The following is a 15,724-nucleotide window of genomic DNA, read 5'->3' on the forward strand; positions in this document are numbered from 1 at the left end:
GTTCCGTGGAGCACACCGCACTCTCGCTCATACAGCTGGGCGCCGTGTTCTTCACGCTCGGCGTCCTCGGCAGGCTCGCGGGCAAGATCGGGCTGTCGCCGATCCCGCTGTACCTGCTCGGCGGCCTGGCCTTCGGCGAGGGCGGGCTGATCCCGCTCGGCGACATCGACGCGTTCACCGACCTGGCCAGCGAGATCGGTGTCGTGCTGCTGCTGTTGCTGCTGGGCCTGGAGTACTCGGCGGCCGAGCTGTTCACCGGGCTGCGCCGCTCGTGGATGGCGGGTCTGCTCGACGCGGTGCTCAACGCCGCGCCCGGCGTCGCGGTGGCCCTGCTGCTCGGCTGGGGCCCGATCGGGGCGTTCGTGCTGGGCGGCATCACCTACATCTCCTCGTCCGGCATCGTCGCGAAGGTCCTCGGCGACCTGGGCAGGCTCGGTAACCGGGAGACACCGGTGGTGCTGTCCATCCTCGTGTTCGAGGACCTGATCATGGCGCTGTACCTGCCGATCCTGACGGCCGTCCTCGGCGGCATCAGCTTCCTGGGCGGCCTGGAGGCGGTCGGCATCTCGCTCGCCGTGATCACGGTGGTGCTCGTGGTCGCCCTCAAGTACGGCCGGTACGTGTCGGCGATCGTGGACAGCGAGGACCGCGAGGTGTTCCTGCTGAAGATCTTCGGCGCGGCGCTGCTGGTCGCCGGGCTGGCCTCGGCGATGCAGGTGTCGGCGGCGGTGGGCGCGTTCCTGCTCGGCATCGCGGTCTCGGGCTCGACGGCGATCAACGCCACGCGGCTGCTGGAGCCGCTGCGGGACCTGTTCGCCGCCGTGTTCTTCGTGGTGTTCGGGTTGAACACCGATCCGCGCTCGATCCCGCCCGTGCTGGGCTGGGCTGTGGTGCTGGCGGTGGCGACGACGGCCACCAAGATCGTCACCGGCTGGTGGGCGGCGCGGCGCGCGGGTATCGGGCGGCTCGGCCGGGCCAGGGCCGGTGCGGCGCTGGTGGCACGCGGCGAGTTCTCGATCGTCATCGCGGGCCTGGCCGTGGCCGCCGGGGCCGTCGAGGGTGAACTCGCCGCGCTGGCGACGGCCTACGTGCTGCTGATGGCCATCACGGGCCCGATCGCGGCGCGCGTCGTGGAACCGCTGGTGCGGCTGGCGCAGCGCGGCATGACCGGCCTCGCCCGGGGCGCCGAAGGCGTCTCCTGACGGCACGGGCCCCCGATCCGAGGCGACGGCCCGGCGGCGAGCCGAGGGTGCCCTTCGGCACGCCTCCGGTACCCAAGGGCACCCTCGGCACCACGACCGGCACCCACCAACCCGAACCCGCCACCGAGCCCAAGGGCACCCTCGGCACGCATCCGGTACCCAAGGGCACCTTGGGCTCCGCGGCAGGCGCGCGCCCCACGCGGGGCTAGAGGCCGACGGAGCGGTAGAGCCCGCCGATCTCCTGACGCGTCAGCTTGCGCAGCGTGCCCGGTTTGGTGCCGCCGAGCTGCACGTCGCCGACGGCCGTGCGCACCAGTTTGCGCACCGGGTGGCCCACCTCGGCCAGCAGCCGCCGGACGATGTGCTTGCGGCCCTCGTGCAGCACGATCTCCACGAGCGTGCGGCCCGGACGCGCGTCCTTGATCCGGAACTCGTCGACCTTGACGGGGCCGTCCTCCAGCTCGACGCCGTCCTTGAGCTGCTTGCCGAGCCCGCGCGGCACGCTGCCGTCCACCTCGGCGAGGTAGGTCTTCGTCACGTGGTACGAGGGGTGCATCAGCCGGTGCGCGAGGTCGCCGTCGTTGGTGAGCAGCAGCAGGCCCTCGGTCTCGGCGTCCAGCCTGCCGACGTGGAACAGGCGCTCACGCCGGTCGCGCACGTAGTCGCCCACGCACGGCCGGCCCTGCTCGTCGAGCATCGTCGACAGCACCCCGCGCGGCTTGTTCAGCGCCAGGTACACCTGGTCGTCGCGCAGCACCACGCGCAGCCCGTCGACGTGGATCACGGCCGTGTCCGGATCGACCCTGCGCCCCTGCTCGCGCACCACCTCGCCGTCGACGCTGACCCGGCCCCGCGCGATGAGGTCCTCCGCGGCACGGCGCGACGCCACGCCCGCCTTCGCCAGCACCTTCTGCAGCCGGACGCCCTCGGCCTCGTGTTCAGATGTCATCGATCGAATCCACCTCGGGCAGCAGCGGCGCGATCGGGGGCAGATCGGTCAGCGACGACAGCCCCAGCCGCTCCAGGAACAACTCCGTGGTCACGTACAGCGTGCCACCGGTCTCGGGGTCGGCGCCGCTCTCCTCGATGAGCCCGCGCGCCAGCAGGGTCCGGATCACCCCGTCGACGTTGACGCCGCGCACGGCCGCCACGCGTGAGCGGGTCACCGGCTGGCGGTAGGCGATGACGGCAAGGGTCTCCAGCGCGGCGCGAGTCAGCTTGGAGCGCTGCCCGTCGAGCAGGAGCTTCTCCACGAACGGCGCGTACGTGTCGCGGGTGTAGAAGCGCCAGCCGTCGGCGACCCGGCGCAGGTCGATGCCGCTGCCCCGGTCGGTGAGGTCCTCGGCCATCGTGCGCAGCGTCTCGGTGACCCGCTCCGCCGGCTGTTCCAGCGCCTCCGCCAGCGACTCCTCGTTGACCGGCGAGTCGACGACCAGCAGCAGCGCCTCCAGCGCCGACTGCAGCGCCTCGTAGGAACTCAGGTCCGGCAGCGTCCGCTCCGGGGCGACGGCGACCAGGTCCCCCGCGTCACCGTCCTCGCCGTCCTCGCCGTCATCAGCGCCTTCGTCCGGCGCCTCGGCCCACTCCCCGGGCTCACCGGCGGGCTCGTCGGCGTCCAGGTCGATCGACTCGGTCACCGACTGAGGCCGCTCCGGCGCCTCGGCGGCCTCGGGGACGTCCGGGACGTCCGGAACCTCCGGCTCCACCGGCGTCTCCGGTTCGGCCTCCGCGTGTGCCTCGGCTCGCGTGTCCGGCTCGCTCACCCGTACTCCTCGTTCTCCGCGTCCGCGCGGTCCCGTTCGGCCTCGGCCGTGGCGTCCTCCACGGAGCCGCCGGTCCAGCGCACCTGCAGCTCCGCGAGCGCCTCCGGCTGCTCGAAGTTCACCGTCGACTCCCGGTACAGCTCCAGCAGGGCCAGAAACCGGGCCACGACCTCGATGGTGTGCTCGCAGTCGGCGACCAGCTCGCTGAAGCTCGCCGTGCCCGCCGACGCCAGGCGCACCCGCAGGATGGCCGCGTGCTCGCGCACCGACACCTTGCCCGCGTGCAGGTGGTCCAGCGACACGGTCGGCGGCGGCTTGGGCCGGAACACCTCGAGGGCAATGTCGGCGAACTTCTCCGGGGTCACGCCGAGCATCACCTCGGGCAGCAGCCCGACGTAGCGCTCCTCCAGCGCCACCGAGCGCGGGTACCGCCGCAGGGCGCCCGCCTCCAGCTCCGCGAACAGCGCCGCCACCTGCTTGTACGCACGGTACTGCAGCACCCTGGCGAACAGCAGGTCCCTGGCCTCCAGCAGCGCGAGGTCGTCCTCGCTCTCCACCTCCGCCGAGGGCAGCAGCCGCGCCGCCTTGAGATCCAGCAGCGTGGCCGCGATGACCAGGAACTCCGTCGTCTCGTCCAGGTCCCACCCCGCGCCGAGTGCCCGTGTGTAGGCGATGAAGTCGTCGGTGACCTGGTGCAGGGCGACCTCGGTGACGTCGAGCTGGTGCTGCGAGATGAGCTGCAGCAGCAGGTCGAACGGTCCCTCGAAGTTCGCCAGGCGCACCTTGAAGCGCGACGACGCGCCGCCGCCCTCCTCGGTCGCCTCGGCGAGCTCGGCGGCCTGGCCGGCCTGCTGGGGCGAGGCCCCCTGCTCCATCAGTTCTTGGCTTCCTCGGGATCGAAGTCGGCGCGCAGGCGCTGCACCAGCACCGAGTCCTCCCCGTGCTCGTCGAAGTCGGCGAGCAGCACGGCCACCGCCTCCCGCACGATCCGGCCCCGGTCGACGACGAGATCGTGCGAGCCGCGCAGGGCCAGCCTGGCGTGCTCCATCGCGAGCAGCTCGTCGCCGGAGACGTAGACCGTGATCTTGGCGTCGTGCTTCTGTCTGCCGGAGCCGCGGCGCGCCGCGCCCTCGCCGGACAGCCGCCGGTCGCGGCTCGTCCGGGTGCCGTTGCCCTCGGCGTTGCCCGCGCCGTTGCCCGCGTTCCTGTCGTCGCCGTTGGCGGTCTCCGCCGCGGGCTGCCCCCCGAAGACGGGGTTGCTGGTACGACGGAACAGCTCAGACGCGCCGGGCAGGGAAGCCCTCCTGCTCACCGAGCGATCACCTCGCGAGCCAGCGCGCGGTACGCGGCCGCGCCGGCCGACCTCGGAGCCCAGCGAGTGATCGGCTCGCCGGCCACTGTGGTCTCAGGGAATCGCACGGTGCGGTTGATCACCGTGTCGAACACGGTGTCCCCGAATGCCTCCACCACGCGCGCCATGACCTCCTTCGAATGCAGGGTTCTCGGATCGAACATGGTGGCGAGAATCCCGGTGATATCTAGTTTGGGGTTCAGCCTCTCGCGCACCTTCTCGATGGTGTCGATCAGCAACGCCACGCCACGCAGACTGAAGAACTCGCACTCCAGCGGGATGATCACCCCATCGGCCGCGGTGAGCGCGTTGACGGTGAGCAGCCCGAGCGACGGCTGGCAGTCCACTAGAACATAGTCGTAGCGGTCCATCACCGGTCTCAGCACCCTCAGCAAGGTGTGCTCGCGGCCGACCTCGGCGACGAGCTGCACCTCCGCGGCGGACAGGTCGATGTTGCTCGGCAGCAGGTCGACGTTGTCCACGGAGGTCTTGCGGACAACGCCCTCGACGTCCACCGAGCGTTCCATGATCACGTTGTAGACGGTCTGGTCCAGCTCGTGCGGCTGGATGCCCAGGCCCACCGAGAGCGCGCCCTGCGGGTCGAAGTCCACGAGCAGCACGCGGCGGCCGTACTCGGCGAGCGCGGCGCCGAGGTTGATGGTCGAGGTGGTCTTGCCGACGCCGCCCTTCTGGTTGCACATCGCCACCACGCGCGCGGGCCCGTGCCTGTCCAGCTCGGGCGGCTCCGGAATCTCGCGGAGCGGGCGCCCGGTGGGCCCGAGCTTGGCCTTCGGGTCCTTGCCGTTCGTCTCCTCCGGCGCAGTCACGTCGAACTCCCCACTATCGCCGCCGGTCTCGGTCGCGATGCTCACCCGGCTGAGGCTGTCCGGGACACGCCGGGCCGGTTCCTGGGAAGTCGACATATGGCGAAAGCTCCTCGTTCGGCCATGGACGGCGCAAGCCTATGCGGGCTCACAGAACACCGCCAAAGCGGCTCGCCGGGCGCGAACGGAGGACTTTCGGCCTCCTCAGCCGAGTGCCCGAGGATGGGCCGTCGTGTAAACCTCACGCAGAGTGTTCACCGTAATCAGAGTGTAAACCTGCGTCGTCGTCACCGACGCGTGCCCCAGCAGCTCCTGGACCACCCGCACGTCGGCGCCACCTTCCAGCAGGTGGGTGGCGAACGAGTGCCGCAGCGTGTGCGGCGAGACGCTGGCCGACAGCCCGGCGCGCTCGGCGTGGGTCTTGAGCACCTGCCACGCGCTCTGCCGCGAGAGCCGCCCGCCGCGCGCGTTCAAGAACACCGCCGCGGTGCCCCGGCCGCGCGTCGCCAGCACCGGCCTGGCGCGCACGAGGTAGGCATGCAGCGCCTCCAGCGCGGGCCGCCCGATCGGCACCAGGCGCTGCCTGCCGCCCTTGCCGTCGAGCAGCACGGTGCGTTCGGCGTCGTCGATGTCGTCGAGGTCCAGCCCGACAGCCTCGGAGATCCGCGCGCCGGTGGAGTACAGCAGCTCCAGCAGCGCCCTGTCCCGCAGGGGGCCCGCCCCGTCGCTGGACGGCATGTCGAGCAACCGCAGGACGTCGTGCACGGGCAGCGCCTTCGGCAGCCGCCGCGCGGGCGCGGGTGGCTTCACGTCCCGGGCCGGGTCGTGCTCGGTGATGCCGTCGGCGTGGGCGAAGCGGTGCAGGCCCCGCACCGCCACCAGCGCCCGCGCCGCCGAGGATGCGGCCAGTGGCCGGTGCTCGCCGTCGCCCTCGCGCAGGGCCACGCCGAAGGCGCTGATGTGCTCGGCGCGGACCTCGGCGATGCCGGACACGCCCGCCGCCTCGAGGTGCGCGGCGTAGCGGCGCAGGTCGCGTGCATAGCTGTCGAGCGTGTTGCGCGCCGTCCCCCGCTCCACGGTCAGATGGTCGAGGTAGGCGGCGACGACCTCGGGCACGGACGAGCCGCTGGCACTGGGCACGCGGACACTGTAGAGACCGCCAGAGACCGCCGCGGGCGCAGTCCCGCGGGTAGCGTGGAGACATGCCGAGCGATCCCGATCCGGACCAGTTGCGTATCGGCACCTCCGAGCGCGAGGAGGCCTCGCGCGTCCTCGCCGACCACTTCGCCGAGGGGCGGCTGACCACCGACGAGTACGACGAGCGGGTGGCCGGGGCGCTGGCCGCCAGGACCGTGGCCGAGCTGCGGCCGCTGTTCGAGGACCTGCCCGCGCCGCGACCGTCGTTCCTGGCGCCGCCCGCGCCGCCTTTCGGGTCCGCACCGCCGAATCCGTACGCGGTCGCCGCGCGGCCACCCGCCGGCCCGCCCGCACCGGTCTCCGACCGGTCGAAGGTCGTCGCCGGGGTGCTGCAGATCGTGCTGCCGATGGGCGCGGGCCGCTTCTACACCGGCCACATCGGCCTGGCGCTCGCGCAGCTGTTCGTCACGCTGGTCACGCTCGGCGTCGGTGCGATCTGGCCGATCATCGACGGGGTGCTGCTGCTGGTCAACGGCGGAGTGGACCGCGACGGCCGCCGCCTGTCGGGCTGAGCCGGGAAGGCCCCGTGGCCTCAGCGCTCGCGGGAGGCGAACGTCGTGGGCCGGTCGCGCCACGGCGCGTCGGCGGGGCGGGCCCCGGCGGCACCGGTGAGCACCGCGTGCGCGGCCAGCACGCCGCCCACGGTCGCGCCGTTGACGATCTCCCCCGCCAGTGCCATGCGCACGGCCTCGGCGAGCGGCACCTTCCTGATCACCAGATCGGCCTCCTCCTCGCCGTGCATCTCGCGGTCCACCTCGGTGAGCTCGCGAGCCAGGAACACCCGCACCACCTCGTCGGTGAAGCCCGGCGAGGCCGCCACGTCGACCAGCGTCTCCCAGCGCCGCGCCGCGAGCCCCGCCTCCTCCATCAGCTCCCTGGCCGCCGTGTCCACCGGGGCCTCGCCGTCGGCGTCGAGCAGTCCCGCGGGCAGCTCCCACAGCCGGTCGCGCAGCGGGTGCCGGTACTGATGCACGAGCGTCACGGCACCGTCGGCGTCGAGCGCGCACACCGCGACCGCACCGAGGTGTTCGACCACCTCCCGGCGCGCCGTGCCGCCGCCGGGCATCACGACCTCGTCGATGCGCAGGCCGACGACCCGTCCGATGTGGATGTCCTGAGAGGACACCACGGAGAACTCGTGCGTCCCGGGTCGGTTCACCGGGCGCCCACCGGCGTCTCGGGCAGCTCCACGGGCAGCCGCTCGGCCGTGCGGTAGGCCACGACGGCGCGGATGAACGCGTCGAACAGCGGGTGCGGCCGGGTGGGCCTGCTCTTGAGCTCCGGGTGCGCCTGCGTGCCCACGAAGAACGGGTGCTCCTCGGCGGGCAGCTCCACGAACTCGACGAGCCGGTCGTCGGGCGAGGTGCCCGAGAACACCAGGCCCGCGTCGGAGAGCCGCTTGCGGTAGGCGTTGTTCACCTCGTAGCGGTGCCGGTGCCGCTCGGACACCTCCCGCGCGCCGTAGGCACCGGCCACCTGCGAGCCCGGCACGAGCTTCGCGGGGTAGGCGCCGAGCCGCATGGTGCCGCCCATGTCGCGCTCGCCGGCCACGACGTCCTTCTGCTCGGCCATCGTGGAGATCACCGGGTTGGCCGTGTTCTCGTCGAACTCCGCCGAGTTGGCGTCGGTGATGCCCGCGAGGTTGCGTGCGGCCTCGATCACCATGCACTGCAGGCCCAGGCACAGCCCGAGCACCGGGATCTTGCGGGTGCGGGCGAAGTTGATCGCCCCGATCTTGCCCTCGATGCCGCGCACGCCGAAGCCGCCCGGCACCAGCACGCCGTCCACACCGGACAGCGCGGCGGCCGCGCCCGCGGGCGTGGTGGCGTCGTCGGAGGGCACCCACACGATCTCCACCTTGGCGCGGTGGGCGAAGCCGCCCGCACGCAGCGCCTCGGTCACCGACAGGTAGGCGTCCGGCAGGTCGATGTACTTGCCGACGAGCGCCACCCGCACCGTCTCGGCGGGGTTGTGCACGCGGTCGAGCAAGTCACCCCACACCGTCCAGTCGACGTCGCGGAACGGCAGGCCGAGCCTGCGCACCACGTAGGCGTCGAGCGCCTCGCTGTGCAGCACCTTCGGGATGTCGTAGATCGAGCGCGCGTCCGGGCAGGCGATGACGGCCTCGGTCTCCACGTCGCACATCAGGCCGATCTTGCGCTTGAGGTCCTCGGACAGGTCGCGGTCGGCTCGGCAGACCAGGGCGTCGGGCTGGATGCCGATGTTGCGCAGGGCGGCGACGGAGTGCTGCGTGGGCTTGGTCTTCAGCTCGCCGGACGGCGCGAGGTAGGGCACGAGCGAGACGTGCAGGAAGAAGCAGTTGTCCCTGCCGACGTCGTGGCGCACCTGGCGGCAGGCCTCCAGGAACGGCAGCGACTCGATGTCGCCGACCGTGCCGCCGACCTCGGTGATGACGACGTCGGGCTGCAGGCCGGAGCCGTCGGACTCGCCCATGGCCAGGATCCGCGACTTGATCTCGTCGGTGATGTGCGGGATCACCTGCACGGTGTCGCCCAGGTATTCGCCGCGGCGTTCCTTCGCGATCACCGTGGAGTACACCTGCCCGGTGGTCACGTTGGCCGATCCGGACAGATCGCGGTCGAGGAATCGCTCGTAGTGACCGATGTCGAGATCGGTCTCGGCGCCGTCCTCGGTGACGAAGACCTCACCGTGCTGGAACGGGTTCATCGTCCCGGGGTCGACGTTGAGGTAGGGGTCCAGCTTCTGCATCGTGACGCGCAGGCCACGAGCGGTGAGCAGCTGACCGAGGCTCGAGGCTGTCAGCCCCTTACCCAGAGAGGAGGCGACGCCTCCGGTGACAAAGACGTACTTGGTTGTCCGCGGCTGAAGTCCCACGGGCTTCCACCTTATCGCACTCTCCGGCGTTTCTGCCCGATACCTCGTCCGCCGCGCGTGGCGGCGGCTGTGCGACAGTGGTCACGTGGCTCGGGACATGACCTGGACAGCGCCGGTGGCCGAGGGAAAGCTCGACGCGGCGGTCCGCGTTCCGGGCTCGAAGTCGATCACCAACCGCGCGTACGTGCTGGCCGCTCTCTCGGCGGGCCCGACGCTCGTGCGTGACCCGCTGGACTCCCGGGACGCGCGGCTCATGCTGGGCGCGCTCGACCGGCTCGGCGCCGCCTCCGAGCAGACCGCCGACGGCGTGCGGGTGCAGCCGCTCACCCAGGGCGAGGGCGAGGTGTCGATCGCCCTCGGCAACGCGGGCACGGTCGCGCGCTTCACGCCCGCACTGGCCACGCTGGGCTCCCGCACCGTGCACTTCGACGGGGACGAGGCGATCCGGCGCAGGCCCATCGGCCCGCTGCTGGGGGCGCTGACGGCGCTGGGCGCCGACATCGCCGACGGCGGCCGGGCCGCCCCGCCGTTCACCGTGCGCGGGCACGGCGGCCTGGCGGGCGGCGCCGTGGAGATCGACTCGTCGGCCTCCAGCCAGTTCCTGTCGGCACTGCTGCTGGCCGCGCCTGCCTTCACCGAGGGCGTCACCGTCCGGCTCACCGGCACGCCGCCCAGCGAGCCGCACATCGCGATGACGCTCGACATGCTCCGCCGCTTCGGCGCCGCGCCCGAGCGGCACCTCGACGAGTTCCACGTGCCGCCCGCGACGCTCGCGCTGGCCGACTACACCGTCGAGCCCGACCTGTCCTCGGCGGCGCCGTTCGTGGTGGCCCCGCTGCTCACGGGCGGCGCGGTGCGGGTCGAGGGCTGGCCCACCGAGACGACGCAGCCCGGCGACTGGCTGCGCAGCCTCGTGCGCGAACTGGGTGCCGAGGTGAGGCTCGACGCCGCGGGCCTCACCGTCGCCGGCACGGGCAGGTTGCCCGGCGTCACGCTGGACCTGCACGAGGTCGGCGAGCTGACACCGGTGATCGCGGCGCTGCTGTGCTTCGCCGACGGCCCTTCGGTGATCTCGGGCGTGGCGCACCTGCGCGGGCACGAGACCGACCGGCTCGCCGCGCTGGCCACGGAACTGGGCGCGCTCGGCGGCGACGTCAGCGAGACCGCCGACGGGCTGCGCATCCGCCCCGCCCCGCTGCACGGCGGCGTGTTCCACACCTACGACGACCACCGGCTGGTGATGGCGGGCGCCGTGCTGGGCCTGCGCGTGCCGGGCATCGAGGTGGAGAACCCGGCCACGGTCGGCAAGACGTTCCCCGGCTTCGTCGAGGCCTGGCACAGCATGCTCGCGGCCTGACCCGCCGACCGGCGTTTTCGTCCCGGAACCCCGGGCGAGCCCGAAGTCTTGGCAGACGCGTAACCGATGAGTTACGCTTCTGTCGTGGATGCCGCGCAGGCGATCGCCGAACCGGTGCGCCGGGACATCCTCGTGCTGCTCTTGCACGAGGGCAGCGTGCCCGCGGGCGAGATCGCGCGGCGGTTCTCCATCAGCCGCCCGGCGATCAGCCGTCACCTGCGGGTGCTGCGCGAGAGCGGGCTGGTGCGCGCCGAGACCACCGGCCGGCAGCGGCTCTACGTGCTCGACCCGGCGCCGCTGGCCGAGCTGGCCGGCTGGCTCGCCCAGTTCACGAGCGACCCGGCCTGGCAGCAGCGGCTCGACGCCCTGGAAACCGAGGTGTACCGAACGCGGCGGGAGCGGGCCCGGCCCGATCCGGCGGCGGCGACCGAACAGGAGACGGCATGAAGCGACCCACCGGACGACTCGTACCCACCGCCGACGGACACGACCTGGTGCTCACCCGCACCTTCCGGGCGCCCATCGACGACGTGTGGGCCAGTGTCACCGAGTCCGAGCGCACCGCACGCTGGTTCGGCCCGTGGAAGGGCGAGCCCGGCGCCGGCAGGACCGTCCAGGTGCAGCTCGTCCACGAAGAGGAAGCCCCGTGGACGGACCTGCGCATCGACGCCTGCGAGCCGCCCCGGCGCCTCGCCGTGTCGATGACCGACGAGGGCGGCACCTGGCGCCTGGAGGCCCAGCTCACCGAGACCGGAGGCACCACCGAGCTGCGGCTCGTGCAGCACCTGATCGATCTCGGCGGTGTCGGCGAGGTCGGCCCCGGCTGGGAGTACTACCTCGACCTGCTCGTCGCGTCGCGGGCCGGGGAGCCGCTGCCGGCCTTCGACGAGTACTACCCCGCACAGAAGGAGTACTACGCGGACCTGGCGAAGGGCTAGCCAGGGCGAGCGAGCCGAAGGTGCCCGCGGGTGCACGATGTGTACCCACGGGCACCTTCGGCTCGCCGCCGGACCGCCGTCACTCGCCTCGCTGGTTCACGCCCGGAGCGGGGCTCTCGGCGTTGCCCGCGACGCCGTAGCGACCGGCGTTGCCTTCGAGCTGTTCCCGCAGCGCGAGGATCGCCGTGATCCGGCCCGCCGCCGTGCCGACGTTGTCCACAGTGGACAGGATCGAGGTGGCCGCGGTGTCTGCCCTGGCGACGCCGATGGCTCCGGTGCCCTCGGCGGAGGTGGCGTCACCGGCGAGCACGGTGCCCGCGCCCTGCCGGTCGAGCTGGGTGGCGAAGCGCGCCAGCGTGGCCGCCCGGTCGCCCGCGCCGTCACCGGCCGCCTTGCCACCGGTGAGCACGAGCGCCAGCTGCCCGGGCTTGACGTCCTGGCTGGGCTTGATGAACCCGCCGTCGGTGAGTCCGGCCAGCGCCGCCGACAGCTCCGACTGCGACGACTGCGTCTCGGCGCTGTTCTTGTCCAGCATCAGCACGGAGCCGAACAGGGCACCGGCGAGCGTGCCCGGGTCGCCCGCCGTCGGGAACTGCGCGCCGGCGGGCTGCAGCCGCGTGACGATCTCGCGGAGCTGGTCGGCCTTGGCCGGGTCGGCGAACGAGTGCGTCAGCTGGACCTCGCCGCTGACGGACGCCCCCGCCTTGCCGATGAGCTCCTTGAGCGCGTCGCGGTCGGCGGGCCGGGCGTCGGCGGTGGTCACCAGCACGACGGAGCGCTTGTCGAGCAGCCCGGACACCACCTTGCCGCCGACCGAACCCGCGAAGGCATCCGCGTCGGCCAGCCTGCCGTTGAGCGCGTTGCGTTCGGCCTGCAGGTCGCTGACCTGGGTGGCCAGCTCGCCGCGCTCGTCAGACAGCCCCGACAGCAGCGAGCCGTTGAGCGCCGTGGAGCCGAGCACGACGCCGACCGCGAGCGCCAGGAACACCGAGGCGATGGAGACGATGTGGTACCGCAGTGAGATCACGAGAAGAGCCCCTTGACCCAGCGTGTGAACGAGTTCCAGGTGTCGGCCACCCAGTCCAGGTAGACGTCCCCGACGTCGGAGACCAGCAGGGCGGCGATGACCACGACGATGGCCGCGAGCACCAGCAGCACGACGGCGCCGATCGAGACTCTGCTGCGGTGCAGGGTCGCCACCGCCTTGCCGTCGACGAGCTTGGTGCCCAGCTTGAGCCGGGTCAGGAAGGTCGACGGGTTGGAGCCGGACCGGCCGCGGTCGAGAAACTCCCGCAGGGTGGCCTGGAAGCCGACGGTGACGATGAGTTCGGCCTCGTGCGTGTCGGCGAGCAGCAGCGCGAGGTCCTCGGCGTTGCCGGACGCGGGGAAGGTGACCGCGCCGATGCCGAGGTCCTGGATGCGCTCGACGCCGGGCGCGTAGCCGTCGGGCTGGGCCGGGACCACCACCTCGGCGCCCGTCTTCAGTGTGCCTGCCTCGATGCCGTTGGGGTCGCCGACGATGACGTCGGGGGTGTAGCCGTGGCGGCACAGCGTGTCCGCCGCCGAGTCCACGCCGATCAGCACGGGATTGTGCTCGGCGATGTACTTCTTGAGGCCGCGCAGGTCCTCGGCGTGCCCGTTGCCGGGCGCCACGACGAGGGCATGCCGTTCGCGCATGAGCACGCGCAGGTCGGGCACCCCGACGCCGTCGAGGATCAGCGTGCGCTCCCTGCGCAGGAACTCGATCGTGTTGGCGGAGAACGCCTCCAGCTGCGTCGACATGCCCGCCTTGGCCTCGATCATCAGATCGGCCACGCTGTCGGGCGTCTGCACCATTCCGGACGCGACCTGCTGCTCGCCGCTGTAGACGGCGCCGTCGAGCACGCGCACGCGGCTGCCGTCCTTGATGCGGCGGAGCACGTCGCTGCCGACGCCGTCGACGAGCGGGATCCCCGCCCCGACGATGATCTCCGGCCCGAGGTTCGGGAACCTGCCCGAAATGGACGGTGAGCCGTTGACGACGGCGGCCACCTCCGCGCGGACGAGCGCGTCCGCTGTGGACCGGTCGATGTCCACCTCGTCGAGCACCACGATGTCCCCCGGCCCGACCCTCCGCAGCAGCTCCTTGGTGCGCCGATCGACCCGGGCGGTCCCGGTGATGCCGGGCAGCGCCTCCTTGGACCGTGCGAGCAGGCCGGTGAGTTTCATGAGCCGATAGTGACAAACGGGCACACGAATCCGCCGTCGCCACGCCGGAACGGCGACGGTTATTGACGTGCGGTGTGTCCGGCTCCACACCGGACGATCATCGCGGCGAGTTCACCCCGCGTAGCCGCGTACAGGGGAAGCGTTCACCGACCGGGGTGAGGTGCCCGAATCCCGCGGAACGGTCACTTGCTGCTCTTGCCGGTGCCTTTCTTCTTGGTCCCACGCCCGGGCTTACCCGGCTCCGGTGTCGACTTGAACGTCTCGGCGGCGCTGAGCAGCTCCTCGGCGTGCGCGCGGCCGGTCTCGGTCTCCTCCATGCCGGCGAGCATCCGAGCCAGCTCGGCCACCCGCTCCTCCTGCGCCAGCACGGCGACACCACTGCGGGTGATGCCCTCGGCCGTGCCCTTGTCCACCACGAGGTGACGATCGGCGAAGGCGGCGACCTGCGGCAGGTGGGTCACCACGAGCACCTGGTGGCTGCGCGCGAGCGTGGCGAGCCGCTTGCCGATCTCCACGGCGGCACGGCCGCCCACCCCGGCGTCGACCTCGTCGAACACGAGCGTCTGCACGGTGTCGGCGTGGGCGAGCACCACCTCGATCGCGAGCATGACCCGCGACAGCTCACCCCCGGACGCCGCCTTGTGCACGGGCAGGGCGGGGGCGCCGGAGTGGGCGCGCAGCCGCAGCTCGACGTCGTCGACGCCGTCCGGACCGGCGTGCACGAGATCACCGCCGACGCGCAACGCGTGCTCCTCGGCCTGCTCCGCCCGCCTGGCGGTGACGGTGACCTCGACCTCCGCCTGGCCCATGGCCAGCCCCGCCAGCTCCGCGGTGATCTCCGTGGCCAGGCGGGCGGCCGCCTCGGAGCGCGCCCGCGACACGGCGGCGGCGTGCCCCGCGAGCTCCGTGGCCAGCTCGTCGCGCCGGGCGGCCAGCCGCGCCAGCGCCTCGTCGGAGGTGTCCATGCTCTCCAGCCGTTGCCGCGCGTCGTCGGCCCAGGCGAGCACGCCGTCGACGTCGGCGGCGTACTTGCGGGTGAGCTTCTTGAGCTCGGACTGGCGGGCGAGCACCTGCTCCAGCCGCTCGGGGTCGGCGTCGAGCGTCTCCAGGTAGCCGCCCAGTTCCGAGCCCACGTCGCCGAGCAGCACGGCGGCCTCGGCCAGCCGGGGCTCCAGGTCCCGCAGCACGGCGTCCTCGGTGCCGGAGAGCCTGCGCCGGGCCTCGGCGACGAGACCGAGCGCGCCGGGCACGTCCGGGTCACCCTCGGGGGAGCCGGACACGGCCGTCGCGGCGGCGCTCGCCGCGTCGCGCAGCTCGTCGACGGCGGCGAGCCGCTTGATCTGCTCGGTCAGCTCGGCGTCCTCGCCCGGCTCGGGGTTGACCGCCTCGATCTCGGTGAGGCCGTGCCGCAGCAGGTCGGCCTGCTGGGCCAGCTCCCGCGACCGGGTGGAGCGCTCCTCCAGCTCGGCGGCGACGGCGAGCCAGTCCTGCCGCACCGCCCGGTAGTCGGCGAGCGGCGAGGCCACCGCATCGCCGGCGAAGCGGTCGAGCACGGCGCGCTGCTCGGCGGGACGCAACAGGCGGAGCTGGTCGTTCTGCCCGTGCACGGCCAGCAGCTGCTCCGCGAGCTCGGACAGCACCCCGACGGGGACGGACCGGCCGCCGAGATGGGCGCGGGAGCGGCCGTCGGCGCTCACCGAGCGCAGCGCGATGACGCTGTCGTCCTCGTCGACGTCGGCCCCCGCGTCGCCGATGATGATCCTGGCCTGCTCGCCGGTGATGTGTTCGAAGCGGCCCTCCACGGTGGCCTTCGCGGAACCGGTCCGCACCTTCGACGCCTCGGACCGGCCTCCGGACAGCAGATGGAGCCCGGTGACCACCATCGTCTTGCCGGCACCGGTCTCGCCGGTGACCACGGTGAATCCCGGGTGCAGTTCGAGCAGGGCGTCCTCGATGACCCCGAGGCCCTGGATGCGCATCTCGGCCAGCACGCCACCACCGTAGCGGCACCCTCCGACACCCCGGCGC

16 protein-coding genes are annotated in these 15,724 nt (G+C 72.5%); 5 read left to right on the top strand and 11 right to left on the bottom strand.

Annotated elements, in window-relative coordinates; genetic code table 11:
* Positions 1-5 precede the first annotated feature (5 nt).
* Complete coding sequence (locus tag BAY60_RS32585; protein WP_112285223.1) at positions 6-1,202, top strand: cation:proton antiporter; 1,197 nt, start codon at positions 6-8, stop codon at positions 1,200-1,202.
* 205 nt (positions 1,203-1,407) lie between these two features.
* Here BAY60_RS32585 and BAY60_RS32590 read toward each other — a convergent pair whose 3' ends face one another.
* The 6 genes from BAY60_RS32590 to xerD all read right to left on the bottom strand — a co-directional run bounded on the left by BAY60_RS32590 (position 1,408) and on the right by xerD (position 6,280).
* Positions 1,408-2,151, bottom strand: a complete 744-nt coding sequence (locus BAY60_RS32590; RefSeq protein ID WP_112285224.1) for a pseudouridine synthase — start codon at positions 2,149-2,151, stop codon at positions 1,408-1,410.
* Complete coding sequence (gene scpB, locus BAY60_RS32595) at positions 2,141-2,965, bottom strand: SMC-Scp complex subunit ScpB (protein WP_245992908.1); 825 nt, start codon at positions 2,963-2,965, stop codon at positions 2,141-2,143. The genes BAY60_RS32590 and scpB overlap by 11 nt, the downstream gene beginning before the upstream one ends.
* Positions 2,962-3,840, bottom strand: coding sequence for a segregation and condensation protein A (locus tag BAY60_RS32600; RefSeq protein WP_112285225.1), 879 nt, complete (start codon positions 3,838-3,840; stop codon positions 2,962-2,964). The genes scpB and BAY60_RS32600 overlap by 4 nt, the downstream gene beginning before the upstream one ends.
* On the bottom strand, positions 3,840-4,277 hold the full coding sequence (locus tag BAY60_RS32605; RefSeq protein ID WP_112285226.1) for a cobyrinic acid a,c-diamide synthase: 438 nt from the start codon (positions 4,275-4,277) through the stop codon (positions 3,840-3,842). The genes BAY60_RS32600 and BAY60_RS32605 overlap by 1 nt, the downstream gene beginning before the upstream one ends.
* Positions 4,274-5,239 carry a ParA family protein gene (locus BAY60_RS32610; protein ID WP_112285227.1) on the bottom strand — a complete coding sequence of 322 codons (966 nt, stop codon included), beginning with the start codon at positions 5,237-5,239 and terminating at the stop codon, positions 4,274-4,276. Before BAY60_RS32610 ends, BAY60_RS32605 begins: the two co-directional genes overlap by 4 nt.
* A 105-nt stretch (positions 5,240-5,344) precedes the next feature.
* Positions 5,345-6,280 carry a site-specific tyrosine recombinase XerD gene (gene xerD, locus BAY60_RS32615; protein ID WP_211330540.1) on the bottom strand — a complete coding sequence of 312 codons (936 nt, stop codon included), beginning with the start codon at positions 6,278-6,280 and terminating at the stop codon, positions 5,345-5,347.
* A 62-nt stretch (positions 6,281-6,342) separates the two neighbouring features.
* Between xerD and BAY60_RS32620 the strand changes: the two genes are divergently transcribed.
* Positions 6,343-6,849 carry a DUF1707 domain-containing protein gene (locus BAY60_RS32620; protein ID WP_112285228.1) on the top strand — a complete coding sequence of 169 codons (507 nt, stop codon included), beginning with the start codon at positions 6,343-6,345 and terminating at the stop codon, positions 6,847-6,849.
* Positions 6,850-6,869: 20 nt separating this feature from the next.
* Here BAY60_RS32620 and BAY60_RS32625 read toward each other — a convergent pair whose 3' ends face one another.
* Both BAY60_RS32625 and BAY60_RS32630 read right to left on the bottom strand, forming a co-directional pair.
* The gene (locus BAY60_RS32625; protein ID WP_112285229.1) at positions 6,870-7,496 is read right to left on the bottom strand and encodes an NUDIX domain-containing protein; all 627 of its coding nucleotides are present in this window, start codon (positions 7,494-7,496) and stop codon (positions 6,870-6,872) included.
* The gene (locus tag BAY60_RS32630; RefSeq protein ID WP_112285230.1) at positions 7,493-9,193 is read right to left on the bottom strand and encodes a CTP synthase; all 1,701 of its coding nucleotides are present in this window, start codon (positions 9,191-9,193) and stop codon (positions 7,493-7,495) included. The genes BAY60_RS32625 and BAY60_RS32630 overlap by 4 nt, the downstream gene beginning before the upstream one ends.
* 97 nt (positions 9,194-9,290) lie before the next feature.
* Between BAY60_RS32630 and aroA the strand changes: the two genes are divergently transcribed.
* The 3 genes from aroA to BAY60_RS32645 all read left to right on the top strand — a co-directional run bounded on the left by aroA (position 9,291) and on the right by BAY60_RS32645 (position 11,488).
* Positions 9,291-10,550: a 3-phosphoshikimate 1-carboxyvinyltransferase gene (gene aroA, locus BAY60_RS32635; RefSeq protein WP_112285231.1), complete on the top strand. Its 1,260-nt coding sequence runs from the start codon at positions 9,291-9,293 to the stop codon at positions 10,548-10,550.
* An 84-nt stretch (positions 10,551-10,634) separates the two neighbouring features.
* The gene (locus BAY60_RS32640; protein ID WP_245992909.1) at positions 10,635-10,997 is read left to right on the top strand and encodes an ArsR/SmtB family transcription factor; all 363 of its coding nucleotides are present in this window, start codon (positions 10,635-10,637) and stop codon (positions 10,995-10,997) included.
* The gene (locus BAY60_RS32645) at positions 10,994-11,488 is read left to right on the top strand and encodes an SRPBCC family protein (RefSeq protein ID WP_112285233.1); all 495 of its coding nucleotides are present in this window, start codon (positions 10,994-10,996) and stop codon (positions 11,486-11,488) included. The genes BAY60_RS32640 and BAY60_RS32645 overlap by 4 nt, the downstream gene beginning before the upstream one ends.
* Before the next feature lie 79 nt (positions 11,489-11,567).
* Here BAY60_RS32645 and BAY60_RS32650 read toward each other — a convergent pair whose 3' ends face one another.
* The 3 genes from BAY60_RS32650 to recN form a co-directional block, all read right to left on the bottom strand.
* Complete coding sequence (locus tag BAY60_RS32650; RefSeq protein ID WP_112285234.1) at positions 11,568-12,515, bottom strand: copper transporter; 948 nt, start codon at positions 12,513-12,515, stop codon at positions 11,568-11,570.
* The gene (gene steA, locus BAY60_RS32655) at positions 12,512-13,696 is read right to left on the bottom strand and encodes a putative cytokinetic ring protein SteA (protein ID WP_112285235.1); all 1,185 of its coding nucleotides are present in this window, start codon (positions 13,694-13,696) and stop codon (positions 12,512-12,514) included. Before steA ends, BAY60_RS32650 begins: the two co-directional genes overlap by 4 nt.
* Positions 13,697-13,878: 182 nt before the next feature.
* Positions 13,879-15,687: a DNA repair protein RecN gene (gene recN / locus BAY60_RS32660; RefSeq protein ID WP_211330541.1), complete on the bottom strand. Its 1,809-nt coding sequence runs from the start codon at positions 15,685-15,687 to the stop codon at positions 13,879-13,881.
* Positions 15,688-15,724: the final 37 nt, after the last annotated feature.

The sequence above is a fragment of the Prauserella muralis genome (assembly GCF_003202285.1).
GTDB classification, from domain to species: domain Bacteria; phylum Actinomycetota; class Actinomycetes; order Mycobacteriales; family Pseudonocardiaceae; genus Prauserella_B; species Prauserella_B muralis.